Source organism: Massilia phyllostachyos, from assembly GCF_021044825.1.
Lineage (GTDB): Bacteria > Pseudomonadota > Gammaproteobacteria > Burkholderiales > Burkholderiaceae_D > Telluria > Telluria phyllostachyos.
In genome coordinates, this window is the sequence record NZ_JAJNOC010000003.1 from 199,935 (window position 1) to 214,174 (window position 14,240).

The window sequence follows — 14,240 nt, forward strand, 5'->3', positions numbered from 1 at the left end:
CGACACCATGTTCCTTTCGTTTCACCGTTTCACGAGCGGCCTGCTGCTGGCCTGCCTGGCCATCCTGCTCGGCTTCGCGCCGGGCGCCCGCGCCGACGACTTCCTCGACCCCGCCATCGCCTTCCGTTTCGAGGCGCGCATGCTCGACCCGCAGACCGTCGAGGTGCGCTACGGGATCGCCGACGGCTACTACATGTACCGCGAACGCTTCGCCTTCCGCGCCGCCGGCGCGAAGCTGGGCACGCCCGAGATCCCGCCGGGCAAGGTGAAATACGACGAGACCTTTCAGAAGGACGTCGAGACCTACAAGGGCGAGGTGGTGATCCGGATTCCGGTGGAAGGCAGCGGGCCGTTCACGCTCACCGCCACCAGCCAGGGCTGCGCCGACGCGGGCCTGTGCTATCCGCCGCAGGATCACAGCGCCCAGTTGGCGGCAGGTGGCGGCGCTCCGACTGCGCCTGCGCTGCCGATCGGGGCAAGCGCGGGCGCGAATCCGCCGCAGATGTCGACCGGGCCCTTGTCCTCGCAGCCGGCAATGGATACTGCACCCGCAGCAGCGCAAACCGCACCTGTCGCGGCCGAGCCGGCGCCTGCAGTGACGGCAGCGCCCCAACCGGCATCCACCGCGCCATCCGATATGTCGCGCATCGACGCCGTGCTGCAGGGCGGCCGCCTGCTCGCCATCGTCCCCGCCTTCATCCTGCTCGGCCTCGGCCTGGCCTTCACGCCCTGCGTGCTGCCGATGGTGCCGATTTTGTCGTCCATCATCGTCGGCGAAGGCCAGGTCAGCCGTGGCCGCGGCTTCCTGCTCTCGGCGACCTATTCGCTCGGCATGGCCATCGTCTACACCCTGCTCGGCGTCGCCGCCGGGCTGGCCGGCGAGGGCTTGTCGGCCGCGCTGCAGAACCCGTGGGTGCTGGGCGCCTTCGCCCTCTTGATCGTGGCGATGGCGATGTCGATGTTCGGCTTCTACGAGCTGCAGCTGCCTTCCAGCCTGCAAAGCCGCCTGGCCGGCGCCTCGAGCCGCCAGTCCGGCGGCAAGCTGCTCGGGGTGTTCGCGATGGGCGCGATCTCGGCCCTGATCGTCGGCCCCTGCGTGGCCGCGCCGCTGGCCGGCGCCCTGGTCTACATCAGTCAGACCCGCGACGTCGTCGTCGGCGGCGCGGCGCTGTTCTCGATGGCGGTGGGGATGAGCATCCCGCTGCTGCTGGTCGGCGTCTCGGCCGGCACACTGCTGCCGCGCGCCGGCGCCTGGATGGAATCGGTCAAGCGCCTGTTCGGCGTGCTGATGCTGGCGATGGCCCTGTGGCTGGTGTCGCCGGTGCTGCCGCCGATCGTGCAGATGCTGGGCTGGGCGGCGCTGCTGCTGGGCTATGGCTTCTACCTGCTGCGCAAGCACAAGCACTGGGTGGCGATGGCGGCGGGCGCCGCGTTTGCCTTGCTGGGCGGTATCCAGCTGGTCGGCGCCGCCACGGGCGGACGCGATGCGCTTGCTCCGCTGGCGCACCTGACAGGCGGCGCGCATCAGGGGCTGGTCTTCAAGCGAATCAAGACCGTGGAGGACCTTGACCGCGAGCTGGCCAATACGGGCGGCAAGACGGTGATGCTGGACTTCTATGCGGACTGGTGCGTGTCGTGCAAGGAGATGGAGAAGCTGACCTTCGTCGATCCGAACGTACAGGCGAAGCTGGCGAATACGACCCTGTTGCAGGTGGACGTGACGGCCAACGATGCGGCGGACAAGGCCATGCTCAAGCGTTTCAAGCTGTTCGGGCCGCCGGGGATCATCCTTTTTGGGGCGGATGGAAAAGAGATCGACGATAGTCGGGTCATCGGGTATCAAAACCCGCAGAAATTCCTGGCGTCTCTGGCGAAGCTGCCGTGAGTTGAACGCGTGGGCGGCGGACCGCCCACCCTACGGAAAATCGCTTTTGCAGGGTGGGCAAGTTTCTTGCCCACGCGGTCAGCCAGCCTGAAATTAGCCGCGCATCATGCCGTGGCCGCCGCGGTGATGACGGCCATGCTTCTGCTCGTCGAACACCTTGCGCTGTTCCGGCGTGAGGGCCGCGTACAGGCTGTTCAGGGCCGACAGGCGCGCTTCCATGCGGGCGGTGCGCTGCTTCTGCATGGCGATCTGGCGTTCCAGGCGCTGCGGGGCGGTGAGGGCGGTGCGCTGCTCCTTCGTCAGGCGCTGGCCGGCACGGTCACCCTGCTGCTGCGGCGCCATGCTGGCCACGAAAGCCTGCCACACGGGCTGCTGGGCGCGGGTCAGCTTGAGGTCGTCGGCCAGCCTGGCCTGGCGGGCGGCGCGGTGTTCGGCGCGCTTGGCCTTGAACTCGGCGAACTTCGCCTGGCGCTGTTCCGGCGTCAAATTGCGGAACTCGGCGCGTTTCGCTTCGCGCTGTTCCTTGCTCATCGCATGCGGATGGCGGCCTTCCTGGGGCGCGGCGGTCTGGGCCTGGACACCCAGCGAGGCGCCGGCGATGCCGAGTGCGGACAGGACGATGACCAGGTTTTTGCGGACGGTATTCATGGTTGTTTCCTCTGTGAGAATGAGAAGTCGGTCGGTGTGCACCTTGCATCCGGACTGCTCGCTGCACGGTTCCCATCATCGGAAAAAACTGTAACCGCGGGATTTCCCCTGTCCGGTACTTTGTATCAATATGTTTCGCGCTCAGCGGCATATACAAGCCGATACAAAACGGCTGTCCAAGGGTGCGCCGAATCCGGATAATTGCGGTCATGGACAATCCCTCTACGATCTTGATCGTCGACGACGACCGCGATATCCGCACTCTGCTCGCCGACTACCTCGAGTCGAACGGCTACCGCACGATCGCCGCCGCCGACGGCACCGGCATGTGGAAAGCGCTCGACGACGCGCGCCCGGACCTGATCGTGCTCGACCTGAACATGCCGGGCGACGACGGCCTGACCCTGTGCCGCAAGCTGCGCGCCACCTCCAGCCTGCCGGTCATCATGCTGACCGCCCGCAACGAGCCGCTCGACCGCATCCTCGGCCTCGAGATGGGCGCCGACGACTACCTGCCGAAACCCTTCGAGCCGCGCGAACTGCTGGCGCGCATCCGCAGCGTGCTGCGCCGTTCGCATGCGATGCCGTCCAACGCCCCGTCCGAGAACGTGCAGCAGATGCGCTTTTCCGGCTGGACCCTGGACCTGACCGCGCGCCACCTGGTCAACCCGCAGGGCGTGGTGATCATGCTGTCGGGCGCCGAGTTCCGCCTGTTGCGCGTCTTCCTCGAGCATCCGAACCGCGTGCTCAACCGCGACCAGCTGCTGAACCTGACCCAGGGCCGCGACGCCGACCCCTTCGACCGCTCGATCGACATCCAGATCTCGCGCCTGCGCCAGAAGCTGGGCGAAGACGCGCGCATGCCGCAGATCATCAAGACCGTGCGCAACGGCGGCTACGTGCTGGCCGGCCAGGTGACCGTGGAGCCGCCGGCGTGAAAGCCTTCTTCGGCTCGATGACCGGGCGCGTGTTCATCACCCTGCTGCTCGGCATCGTGATCTCGGCGGCGCTGACCCAGCTGGCCGCCGACCTCGAACGCCTGCGCGTGATCGAACAGCAGCGCGACCAGCACCTGCTGGAACGCGCCGAACAGCTCGTCATGGCGACCGAGATCGTGCCGACCTCGGCGCGCTCGGTCTACCTGTCGGTGGCGAACCGTCCCGGCCTGCGCCTGGAAGTCGGCAACGTCACGCCCCCAAGCCAGCCGCCCAGCTGGTTCGCGCGCTCGCTGGCGGCGCGCCTGGGCGACGGCTACCGCATCACCTCGGCCGCCGGCCGCCCGGCCTCCTGCGACATGCCGCAGCGGCAAATGGTGCTCTATGGCCTGGTCTCGACCGACTGGCGCGGCGCCTGCGAAACCCTGAACGTGCGCCTGCGCGACGGCGAGGAGCTGCGCCTGTCGGTGCTGCCGCCGCGCTCGGTCTTCACCGGCCCCGAAACCGACTACCGCACCACCATCGCCTTGTTCCTGGTCAGCATCGCGGCGCTGGCCTACCTGGTGGCGCGCATGACGACCCGACCGCTCAAGGTGCTGGCGCGCGCCGCCCAGGACCTGGGCCAGGACATCAACCGCGCGCCGCTGTCCCTGGACGGCGCCAGCGAGATCCGCCAGGCCAGCGCGGCCTTCAACGCCATGCAGGCGCGCATCCGCCAGTACATTTTCCAGCGCACGCAGATGCTGGCCGCCATCACCCACGACCTGCAGACTCCCTTGACGCGCATGCGCCTGCGCCTGGAAAAGGTGTCGGACCGCGAGCTGCAGGAGCGCCTGATCGGCGACCTGTCGGCGATGCAGGAAATGGTGCGCGAAGGCCTGGTGCTGGCGCGCAGCATGGACACCACCGAGAACATGCAGATGCTGGACCTCGATTCGCTACTGGAAGCCGTGTGCGCCGACGCCGTCGACGCCGGCCAGCAGGTCGAGCTGAAGGGCCACGCCGGCATGGCCCTGATGGGCCGGCCGCTCGACCTGCGCCGCTGCCTCGGCAACCTGATCGACAACGCGGTGAAGTACGGCCGCGACGTGCGCGTCTGCGTCGACCGCAGCAACGGCGCGGCGCGGGTGCGCATCCGCGACAGCGGCCCGGGCATCCCGGCCACCGAGCTGGGCCGGGTGTTCGATCCCTTCTACCGGATCGAGACCTCGCGCTCGCGCGAGTCGGGCGGCACCGGCCTGGGGCTGACGATCGCGCGCAACATCGCCGAGCAGCACGGCGGCAGCATCGCCCTGGCGAATCACCCGGAAGGCGGCCTGGAAGTCACGCTGATGCTGCCGGAGTACTACCCGAACAAGTGATACAAAGCGACACCGCATACACAATCCTGAAACATGGCCGTGCGAGAATGGTGCGCCCCGCGTATGGGCATGCGCGGCAGGCTGGATAATCGAAAGAAATAGCCGCCGGGACTGGCGGCAAGGGACGAACATGAAAAAGAAGAATGCTGGTTGGATCGTGGGTGTCGTGGCGGTCGCCGTGGCGGGCGCCTGGTACCTGAACAAGGGCGACACGGCCCACGCCGGCGGCCCCGGCGGCCAGGGCGGCCCGGGGGGCAAGAACGGCATGCCGCCGACCACGGTCAACGTGGTGGCGCCGCAACGCCAGGACGTCGGCGTGGAACTGTCCGCCAACGGCACCGTGACCCCGGTGCGCACCGTCGACCTGCATCCGCAGACCACCGCGACCATCCGCAAGGTGCACATTCGCGAAGGCCAGTTCGTCAAGGAAGGGCAGGTGCTGTTCTCGCTGGACGACCGCGCCGACCGCGCCAACGTGGCGCGCGCCGAAGCGCAGGTGGCGCAGAACCGCGCGACCCTGGCCGACCTCGAGCGCCAGTACAAGCGTAGCCAGGAACTGGCTGCCCAGAACTTCCTGTCCCAGAGCGCCGTCGACTCCCTGAAGAGCCAGGTCGAGGCATCGCGCGCCCTGGTGCAAAGCAATGTCGCGGCCACGCGCGCCAGCCAGGTCAGCGCCAGCTACACCACCATCCGCGCCCCGATGTCGGGCCGGGTCGGCGCCATCGACATCCACCCGGGCGCCCTGGTGCAGCCGACCACCTCGCTCACCACCATCACCCAGCTCGACCCGATCGACGTCTCCTTCAACCTGCCGGAATCGAGCCTGGGCAGCGTGCTCGCGGCCTCGCGCGCCGGCAAGGTGGCGGTGCAGGCCAGCACCGGCGACGCGGGAGCCAGGCCGGTGACCGGCGAACTCAAGTTCGTCGACAACGCGGTCGACGCCACCGCCGGCACCATCCGCGTGAAGGCCCAGTTCGCCAATCCGGATGCCAGCCTGTGGCCGGGCCAGTACGTGACCACCAAGGTCACGGTGCAGACCATCCGCGACGCCGTCGTGATTCCGCAGAACGCGATCATCACCAGTACCAACGGCACCTTCGTCTACGTGGTGGGCGAGGGCATGGAGGCGAAACAGGTCAAGGTGGCGCGCCTGCACGGCTTCGGCGAGTATGCTGCCGTGACCGGCCTGCTAGGGACCGAAAAAGTCATCACCGAAGGCAAGCAGAACCTGCGCCCGGGCGGCAAGGTCAAACAGGCTGGCGCCCCCGGCGCCAAGTCCCAGCCGACCGCCCTTGCCAAGAAGGATGAAAAGGCATGAACCTGTCCGAACTGTGTATCCGCCGTCCCGTGATGGTGGTGCTGCTGTCGCTGGCCCTGGTGCTGGTCGGCGTGCTGGCCTACATGCACATCCCGGTCGCGGCGCTGCCGAGCTATAACACGCCGGTCATCAACGTCAACGCCAACCTGGCCGGTGCCAGCCCGGAAAACATGGCCTCGTCGGTCGCGCTGCCGCTGGAAAAGCAGTTCGCGACCATCGCCGGCATCAAGATGATCAGCTCGACGAATACCCAGGGCAATACTTCCCTGACGCTGGAGTTCGACGAATCGATCGACGTCAACCAGGCCGCCGTCGACGTCCAGGCCGCGCTGCTGCAGGTGCAGCGCCAGCTGCCGCAGGAAATGACCGACCTGCCGTCCTACCGCAAGATCAATCCGGCCGACTCCCCGATCCTGTTCATGCACATGACCTCGCCGTCGATGGACTTGTCGGAGCTGAACGACTACGCGGAAAACCTGGTCTCGCCGGCGATCTCGACGCTGCCGGGTATTGCCCAGGTGACGGTGAACGGCGGCAAGCGCTTCGCCGTGCGGGTACGCGCCCGCCACGACCTGATGAGCGCCCGTAACATCTCGATGGCCGAACTGGCCACCGCTTTACGTTCTGCCAATTCCATCACCCCGCTCGGCATCCTGGACGGCCCCAGCCAGAGCCTGACGATCCAGGGCGGCGGCCAGCTCATGAAGGCCGCCGACTTCGCCGGCCTGATCGTCGCCACCCGCGACGGCCTGCCGGTGCGCCTGCGCGACATCGCCTCGGTCGAGGACAGCTACCAGTCGGTCAAGGCCACCGGCAGCCTGAACGGCGAGCGCTCGATCGTGCTGATGGTGCAGCGCCAGCCCAATGCGAATACCGTGCAGGTGGTCGATGCGGTGCGCGAGCTGATGCCGCGCTTCGAGACCCAGCTGCCGCAGTCGATCAAGATCCACCTGGTCAATGACCGCTCGGTCTCGATCCGCGAAGCGATCCACGACGTCAATCTCACCCTGGCCGGCACCGTGATCCTGGTCATCCTGGTGATCTTCCTGTTCCTGCACCGCCTCACCGCGACCCTGATTCCGGCCGTCACCGTGCCGATCTCCCTGCTGGGCGCGCTGTCGCTGCTCTATGCCTTCGGCTATAGCCTGGACAATATTTCGCTGCTCGGCATCACCCTCGCCGTCGGCCTGGTGGTCGACGACGCCATCGTGGTGCTGGAAAACATCGTGCGCCACATGGAGCTGGGCAAGAAGCCGATGCAGGCGGCCCTGGTCGGTTCGCGCGAGATGGGCTTCACCATCATCTCGATCTCGATCTCGCTGGTGGCGGTGTTCATCCCGATCTTCTTCATGCCGGGTGTGATCGGCCTGCTGTTCCGCGAATTCGCCGTGATCGTCGGCCTGGCGGTGCTGGTCTCGGCCATCGTGTCGCTGACCCTGGTGCCGATGATGTGCTCGCGCCTGATCAAGCACGGCGGCCACGTCGATCCGAAGGACATGTCCTGGGTCGGCCGCCGCTTCGAGGCGATGTTCACCAATGTGCGCGACGGCTATGCCCGCACCCTGGACATGGCGCTGCGCCACCGCTTCCTGGTCCTGATGCTGGCGGTCGGCACCGTGGTGCTGACGGCCGTACTGTACTCGACCATGCCGAAGGGCTTCTTCCCCGAGGAAGACATCGGCCAGCTGCGCGTGACGGTCGAGGCGGCGGAAGACACCTCGTCCATGAAGCTGATGCAGCTGCAGGCGCAAGTGGTCGACATCGTGCGCGCCAGCCCCTACGTGCAAGATACGACCTCGTTCAGCGGCGGCGGCAATACCGGCCGCATGTTCCTGGTCCTGAAGCCGCGCTCGGAGCGCCCGCCGATGTCGCAGGTGGTGGATGAGCTGCGCAAGGCCACCCGCGGCGTCGCCGGTGTGCAAGTGTTCCTGTCGCCGGTGCAGAACCTGCAGCTGGGCGGCCGCCAGTCGAAGAGCCGCTACCAGTACACCCTGCAGAGCGTGTCGGGCGGCGAGATCGGCCAGTGGGCCGACCAGTTCCTGGAACGCATGCGCGCCGATCAACGTTTCCGCGACGTCACCAGCGACTCGCAGAACAAGGCGCTGCAGGCCACCATCGACATCGACCGCGACAAGGCGGCGCTGCTGGGCGTGGAGATGGCCGACATCCGCACCGTGCTGTATGCCTCCTTCGGCGAACGCCAGGTCTCGACCATCTACTCGACCGCGGCCAGCTACTACGTGATCCTGGAAGCGGCCGAATCCGACCGCTACTACGACGAAGCACTGTCGCGCGTGTCGGTGCGTTCCAAGAACGGCGACTTGGTGAAGCTGTCGAGCTTCGCCAAGGTCCGGCGCACTGTCGGCCCGCTGGCGGTCAACCACCAGGGGCAATTGCAGGCGATCACCCTGGCCTTCAACCTGGCGCCGGACGTGCCGCTGGGCGACGCCACCGCCGCCATCGAACAGTTCGGCCGCGACATGAAGCTGCCGGCGTCGGTGATCACCAACTACGGCGGCGACGCGGCGGTATTCAAGGATACGCAATCGAGCCAGCTGATCCTGATCATCGCGGCGATCGGCGTGATCTACGTGCTGCTGGGCGTGCTGTACGAGAGCTATATTCACCCGCTCACGATTCTGGCCGGCCTGCCGTCGGCGGCGGTGGGGGCGCTGCTCACCTTGTGGCTGTTCAATATGGACCTGACCCTGATCGCGATGATCGGCATCCTGATGCTGATCGGTATCGTCAAGAAGAACGCGATCATGATGATCGACTTCGCCCTCGACGCCCAGCGCAACCAGGGCATGAAGCCGGTCGACGCGATCCGCGAGGCCTGCATCCTGCGCTTCCGTCCGATCCTGATGACGACCCTGGCCGCGATGATGGGCGCGCTGCCGATCGCGCTGGGCATCGGCGCCGGCGCCGAGCTGCGCCAGCCGCTGGGCCTGGCCGTGGTGGGCGGCCTGATCTTCTCGCAGGTGATCACGCTCTACATCACCCCGGTGATCTACCTCTACCTGGACAAGTACAGCGGCACCGGTCCGATGACCGACAAGCAGCTGACCAAGCTGGAAGAGGCCGCGGCGCATTGAGGCTGCAGTTGGCAGCGCGGAAACATCTTGTAACATCCTTCAAGGTGTCCGCGCCGCCGCTAAGCATCCTCTAAGCTGCGTCCTAGTCGCAAAACGGTTAGACTGCGGCTCTCGTGCCGCATTGCGGTAACAAAGTTGCCAGAACCAGGAACCGTTCGACCTTGCGTGACCATTCCCACACCTACGAGGAGCACAGCGACGTCTGCGCACATTGCGGCCAGACGCTGCCGGGACGCGCCGCCCCGAGCTATGGGCGCCAGGGGCCGAACCGCCCGGCCCTGGTGGCGACCATCCTGCTGCACGTGCTGCTGGTAGCGATCTGGTTCTTCCATCCCGACAAGGACGGCAAGCAGGCCAAGCCGGCCTCGGGGGCCGAGGGCGAGGTGGTGTATGTCGCGCCGCTGCAACAGCCGGCCAAGCCGCCGCCGCGTGCGCAGGCGCCGTCGCCCACGAAAACGAAGCCGACGCCGCGTCCGCGCCAGGAGCGGATCGAGATCGCGCGCCTGCCGGATACCATCACCCTGCCGGAAGAAAAGCCGGTCGAGCAGCCCAAGCCCGAGCCGCAAAAGAAATTCGACGAAAAGCAGCCGGTCGACATGGCCGACTTCATCGCCGCCCGCCGCGCCCAGCGCGGCGCCCCGACCGGCAGCGAAGACACCACGCCGGAAAGCGAGGCCACCAAGGGCGCGCGCAACGCGATGGCCAATATCGCCGCCATCAACGGCCGCGGCCGCGAAGACCGCAACGAAACCGGCGGCGTGTTCTCGGTATCGAACAAGACCTTCCACAGCATGGACCTCAAGTTCCGCGGCTGGAACCCGAACTTCAAGCGCCGCTGGCTGACCAGCGTGACGGTGGAGCAGGGGAGCGAGGCCGATGTCGAGATCGCCGTGGTCAAGAAGATGATCGAACTGATCCGGAAAGAAAAGACCGGCGATTTCGAATGGGATTCGCACCGGCTGGGCAAGATCGTCAAGCTCAGTGCGCGGCCGGCCGATACGGATGAGCTGATGACGTTCTTGTTCAAGGAGATGTTTCCGGAGTATAAGCCGCCGGCGCAGTGGCGGTGAGGTTCCGGGCTGATCGGGGAAAATTGGGTTCCGGCCTTCGCCGGAACGACGGTTTTTAGGCTAGAGGTAAAAGTTGCAGCACCTCTAGCTTGGAGACCGTCATGCGCGCCACTGGCGCCCATGACTCCCGGCGAAGGCCGGGATCCAAGTTTGCATGAAGACCTACAACGCAAACAAAAAGGCTGTGTTCGCGTTAGTTATGGATTTGCAGCCGCCTTCACTGAACTTGTCGTACCGCAGCACATAGCCACTGCGCTGGTGTACGCAACGCTTGCGCATCCAGTAATCGCTGCCACCCCGAATAGTTCGCCAGGTAGCGACTGGCCACACCCTTGAAGCGCACCAGCCAGTTCTTGAAGCGACTGTGCCAGCCATTCACGTTCTGGATGTGGATCGCACCGCGTGCGCGCCGCCCGGCCCGCACGTTGACGGATTCGTACATGATTCCGGCGTCAAGGGCAAACCGGACGTAAGCCGCAGCGCCATCGCTGATGAGCAGCCCGTCGCTGGGCAGCACCGATTGCAGGCAGGTGCGCAGTTGCGCAGCGGTCACGGGACCACGTCCGGTATGAAAGTCCAGCGTCGTGCCGATGCGGTCACGCGCTACCAGCAGGCAATCGTGCTCGCGGTTGATGCCGCGCCGCCGGGCGGCGCCACCACGCTTGCGCGGCGGGCGTGACAAGGTGCGCGAACCCTTCTGCGATTCCAGTCTGTAGGTTTCGTCGGCCTCTATGATTCCCGTCAATGCTGCGGGCCGGTGCCGGGCGGCGCCCGACGCGAATCGGTGGCGCCAGCGAAAACTCGTTGTGCGATGCACGCCGGTAGCGAGCGCAGCGTCGCGTACAGTGCGTGATTCCAGCAAGCACTTGATATATGGCAGCCAGCACTCGCGCTTGCGCAGGCGGGCCAGCGGCGTGCCGGTCAGCGCATTGAAGGAGCGACGACAACCTTGGCAGCGATAACGCTGCAGGCCGCTGGCGAAGCCGGAGCGGTGCAAGCGCGCGCAAGCACAGTGCGGACAGGGCCGACCTGCAGCGGCCGCTTCGATGAGCGCCAGGCATTCGGCCGGGTCGCGGATGCTGTCGAGCCAGTCGCGCAGCCGGGCAAGATCGGCGCTGGACAATGGCGCGGCGGTCAGAAAAGCAAACAATTCGTCGAAGCGCGGGCCTTGCATCGTCACTCCAGATGAGTTAACTCGACAATGCGTAGGACTTCGACAACGCGATTTGGTTCACCTACCTATCGCGAACACAGCCAACAAAAACGGCGCCACCGGCGCCGTTTCTTCTTTAACGCAAGCGGGGTATCACCCCTGCGCCTTCAACTTCCGCGCCACCTCCAGCGCAAAATAGGTGAGCACCCCATCCGCCCCCGCCCGCTTGAACGCCATCATCGACTCCATCATGACCTTGTCATGATCCAGCCACCCGTTCTGCGCCGCCGCTTTCAGCATCGCGTATTCCCCGCTGACCTGGTAAGCAAACGTCGGCACCTTGAACTCGTCCTTCACGCGCCGCACCACGTCCAGATAAGGCATCCCCGGCTTGACCATCACCATGTCCGCGCCCTCGGCCAGGTCCAGCGCCACTTCGCGCAGCGCCTCGTCGGTATTGGCCGGATCCATCTGGTAAGTGTTCTTGTCGGCCTTGCCGAGGTTCGCCGCCGACCCCACCGCGTCGCGGAAAGGCCCGTAGAAGGCCGACGCATACTTGGCCGAGTAGGCCATGATGCGGGTATGGATGTGGCTATCCGATTCCAGCGCGCCGCGAATTGCACCGATCCTGCCGTCCATCATATCCGACGGCGCCACCACGTCCACGCCGGCTTCGGCCTGGGCCAGCGACTGGCGGATCAGCATCTCGATGGTCTTCTCGTTGACGATGTAGCCGTTCTCGTCCGGCAGGCCGTCCTGGCCGTGGGTCGTGTACGGGTCGAGCGCCACGTCGGTCATGATGCCCAGTTCCGGGAAGCGCTTTTTCAACTCGCGCACGGCGCGCGGCACCAGGCCTTCCGGATTGGTGGCTTCGACACCGTCATAGGTCTTGAGCGAGGCGTCGACCACGGGGAACAGGGCCAGCATCGGAATGCCGAGCGACACGGCTTCCTCGGCCACCTTCAGCAACAGGTCGACCGACAAGCGCTCCACGCCCGGCATCGAGGACACTTGCTGGCGCTGGTTCTCGCCGTCGAGGATAAAGACTGGATAGATCAGGTCGGACGGCGTGACGACGTTCTCGCGCATCAGGGCGCGCGAGAAAGGGTCGCGGCGCATGCGGCGCATGCGGGAGGCGGGATAGCTTGTGGGAACGATGATCGTCATAAACTTTTCTCCAGTACTTCCAACAAATGTTTATTCCGCGCTGTCGGATTCCGCTGGCGCGTCCTCGTTATCCAGCCCCAGCAGCTCGATGATCTTGGCGTCCGCCTCCTCGATGCCGATGCGCTTGAGCGCCGAGAACAGCTGCACCGTGAACGGGAAGCCTTCGCCTTCTTCGTCGACATAGCTGTCGAGGATCTTCTGCGCCTGGCGCAGGGCGTTGGTCTTTTCGTTCTGGTTGAGCTTGTCGGCCTTGGTCAGGATGCAGTGGATCGGCTTGCCGGTCGGCGCGAACCATTCCAGCATCTGGACGTCGAGGTCGGTGAAGGGACGGCGCGAATCCATGATCAGGACCAGGGCGGCGAGCTGCTCGCGGCGCTGGACGTAGTCGCCCAGCAGCTTCTGCCAGTGCAGCTTGGCGGTGCCGGACACTTCGGCATAGCCGTAGCCGGGCAGGTCGACCAGCAGGGCGCGGATTTCCTCGACAATGGTCGGGTCCTTGCGGTGCTGGGCGACGTGGGCGCCGCCGATCGAGAAGTAATTGATGTGCTGGGTGCGGCCCGGCGTCTTGGATGCGAAGGCCAGGCCCTTCTGATTGGTCAGGATATTGATCGCCGTGGACTTGCCCGCGTTCGAACGCCCGGCGAAGGCGATTTCGGGCACGACCGTGCCGGGCAGATCGCGCAACTGATTAACGGTCGTGAAGAACCGGGCTTGCCAGAGTTGGGACATGGGAAGTTGGGAAAGGTTTAAATGACAACGGAATGGCGATGCGGAAACAAAGCTATTGTACAATAAGGGGTTCATTGCCGCTCCCCGGGGGAGCACCAGTAAGGCCGCTGCACTGTATCACTGTAAATTCCAAAATCTGTTTTTGACTTTTTCAGGGTGCTTGAATGAATCGTCTGACGTTTCCGCTTTTGAAGTCCTTGTTGCTTGCAACCCTGGCTGTGTGCGGTACGGCATCCGCGGCCGAAGCTCCGCGCGCCGCCGCCAAGGCCGATCCGGCCAAGGGCGGAACCCTTTACGATTCGGGCGACGCCGCGCGCGGCCTGCCGGCCTGCATGTCCTGCCACGGCGCCGCCGGCAACTCGACCATCGTCGCCAACCCGAAACTGGCCGGCCAGATCGAAGCCTACACCCACAAGCAGCTGGTCGACTTCACCACGCCGAACCGCCAGCAGCCGATCATGACGACCTACGCCAAGATGCTGACCGAGGACGAGAAGCGCAATATCGCCGCCTACCTCGCCACCCAGAAGCAGAAAGCCGGCGCCGCCAAGAACAAGGACACCGTCGAGCTCGGCCGCAAGATTTACCGCGGCGGCATCGCCGAGAAGGGCGTCGCCGCCTGCGCCAGCTGCCACGGCGCCACCGCCGGCGGCATCCCGGCCCAGTACCCGCGCCTGTCGGGCCAGCACCAGGACTACACCTACGCCCAGCTGGAAGCCTTCAAGTCCGGCACCCGCAAGAACAGCATCCAGATGACCACGCTGTCGCAGCGCATGTCGACCGAGGAAATGAAGGCGGTGTCGGACTATATCGCGGGCCTCAAATAAGCAGCGCCGGTCACGCAACCGGGTGTCGATGTCGTACGGTGGACGGGAAACC

11 protein-coding genes are annotated in these 14,240 nt (G+C 65.8%); 7 read left to right on the forward strand and 4 right to left on the reverse strand.

Going from position 1 to position 14,240, the window contains the following annotated elements:
* Positions 1–7 precede the first annotated feature (7 nt).
* Complete coding sequence (gene dsbD, locus LQ564_RS11840; protein ID WP_231058297.1) at positions 8–1,885, forward strand: protein-disulfide reductase DsbD; 1,878 nt, start codon at positions 8–10, stop codon at positions 1,883–1,885.
* A 93-nt stretch (positions 1,886–1,978) separates the two neighbouring features.
* Here dsbD and LQ564_RS11845 read toward each other — a convergent pair whose 3' ends face one another.
* Complete coding sequence (locus LQ564_RS11845) at positions 1,979–2,533, reverse strand: Spy/CpxP family protein refolding chaperone (RefSeq protein ID WP_231058298.1); 555 nt, start codon at positions 2,531–2,533, stop codon at positions 1,979–1,981.
* 209 nt (positions 2,534–2,742) lie between these two features.
* Here LQ564_RS11845 and LQ564_RS11850 point away from each other — a divergent pair, with 209 nt between their 5' ends.
* The 5 genes from LQ564_RS11850 (at position 2,743) to LQ564_RS11870 (ending at position 10,312) form a co-directional block, all read left to right on the forward strand.
* Positions 2,743–3,471 (forward strand): response regulator, encoded by a 729-nt coding sequence (locus LQ564_RS11850; protein WP_231058299.1) that lies wholly within the window; start codon positions 2,743–2,745, stop codon positions 3,469–3,471.
* Positions 3,468–4,829, forward strand: a complete 1,362-nt coding sequence (locus LQ564_RS11855) for an ATP-binding protein (protein WP_231058300.1) — start codon at positions 3,468–3,470, stop codon at positions 4,827–4,829. The genes LQ564_RS11850 and LQ564_RS11855 overlap by 4 nt, the downstream gene beginning before the upstream one ends.
* A 130-nt stretch (positions 4,830–4,959) precedes the next feature.
* Entirely contained in the window at positions 4,960–6,147 is a 1,188-nt protein-coding gene (locus LQ564_RS11860) for an efflux RND transporter periplasmic adaptor subunit (protein WP_231058301.1), read from the forward strand.
* Positions 6,144–9,242, forward strand: coding sequence for an efflux RND transporter permease subunit (locus LQ564_RS11865; protein WP_231058302.1), 3,099 nt, complete (start codon positions 6,144–6,146; stop codon positions 9,240–9,242). The genes LQ564_RS11860 and LQ564_RS11865 overlap by 4 nt, the downstream gene beginning before the upstream one ends.
* A gap of 161 nt (positions 9,243–9,403) precedes the next feature.
* Positions 9,404–10,312 (forward strand): hypothetical protein, encoded by a 909-nt coding sequence (locus LQ564_RS11870; RefSeq protein ID WP_231058303.1) that lies wholly within the window; start codon positions 9,404–9,406, stop codon positions 10,310–10,312.
* A 217-nt stretch (positions 10,313–10,529) separates the two neighbouring features.
* On the opposite strand, the gene LQ564_RS11875 is transcribed toward LQ564_RS11870, so the two are convergent.
* The 3 genes from LQ564_RS11875 to yihA all read right to left on the reverse strand — a co-directional run bounded on the left by LQ564_RS11875 (position 10,530) and on the right by yihA (position 13,361).
* Entirely contained in the window at positions 10,530–11,486 is a 957-nt protein-coding gene (locus LQ564_RS11875; RefSeq protein WP_231058304.1) for an IS1595 family transposase, read from the reverse strand.
* A 132-nt stretch (positions 11,487–11,618) separates the two neighbouring features.
* The gene (hemB, locus tag LQ564_RS11880) at positions 11,619–12,632 is read right to left on the reverse strand and encodes a porphobilinogen synthase (RefSeq protein ID WP_231058305.1); all 1,014 of its coding nucleotides are present in this window, start codon (positions 12,630–12,632) and stop codon (positions 11,619–11,621) included.
* Between the two features lie 30 nt (positions 12,633–12,662).
* Positions 12,663–13,361: a ribosome biogenesis GTP-binding protein YihA/YsxC gene (gene yihA / locus LQ564_RS11885; protein ID WP_231058306.1), complete on the reverse strand. Its 699-nt coding sequence runs from the start codon at positions 13,359–13,361 to the stop codon at positions 12,663–12,665.
* 164 nt (positions 13,362–13,525) lie between these two features.
* On the opposite strand from yihA, the gene LQ564_RS11890 reads away from it, so the two are divergent.
* A complete protein-coding gene (locus tag LQ564_RS11890; RefSeq protein WP_231058307.1) occupies positions 13,526–14,188 on the forward strand; it encodes a c-type cytochrome in 663 nt (220 codons plus the stop codon).
* The last annotated feature ends 52 nt before the right edge of the window (positions 14,189–14,240 follow it).

Bases quoted from the DNA above. Each gene is read 5' to 3' on its own strand.
- hemB (WP_231058305.1), bottom strand. From the start codon at position 12,632: ATGACGATCATCGTTCCCACAAGCTATCCCGCCTCCCGCATGCGCCGC.
- LQ564_RS11875 (WP_231058304.1), bottom strand. From the start codon at position 11,486: ATGCAAGGCCCGCGCTTCGACGAATTGTTTGCTTTTCTGACCGCCGCG.
- LQ564_RS11850 (WP_231058299.1), top strand. From the start codon at position 2,743: ATGGACAATCCCTCTACGATCTTGATCGTCGACGACGACCGCGATATC.
- yihA (WP_231058306.1), bottom strand. From the start codon at position 13,361: ATGTCCCAACTCTGGCAAGCCCGGTTCTTCACGACCGTTAATCAGTTG.
- LQ564_RS11865 (WP_231058302.1), top strand. From the start codon at position 6,144: ATGAACCTGTCCGAACTGTGTATCCGCCGTCCCGTGATGGTGGTGCTG.
- LQ564_RS11860 (WP_231058301.1), top strand. From the start codon at position 4,960: ATGAAAAAGAAGAATGCTGGTTGGATCGTGGGTGTCGTGGCGGTCGCC.
- LQ564_RS11890 (WP_231058307.1), top strand. From the start codon at position 13,526: ATGAATCGTCTGACGTTTCCGCTTTTGAAGTCCTTGTTGCTTGCAACC.
- LQ564_RS11845 (WP_231058298.1), bottom strand. From the start codon at position 2,533: ATGAATACCGTCCGCAAAAACCTGGTCATCGTCCTGTCCGCACTCGGC.
- dsbD (WP_231058297.1), top strand. From the start codon at position 8: ATGTTCCTTTCGTTTCACCGTTTCACGAGCGGCCTGCTGCTGGCCTGC.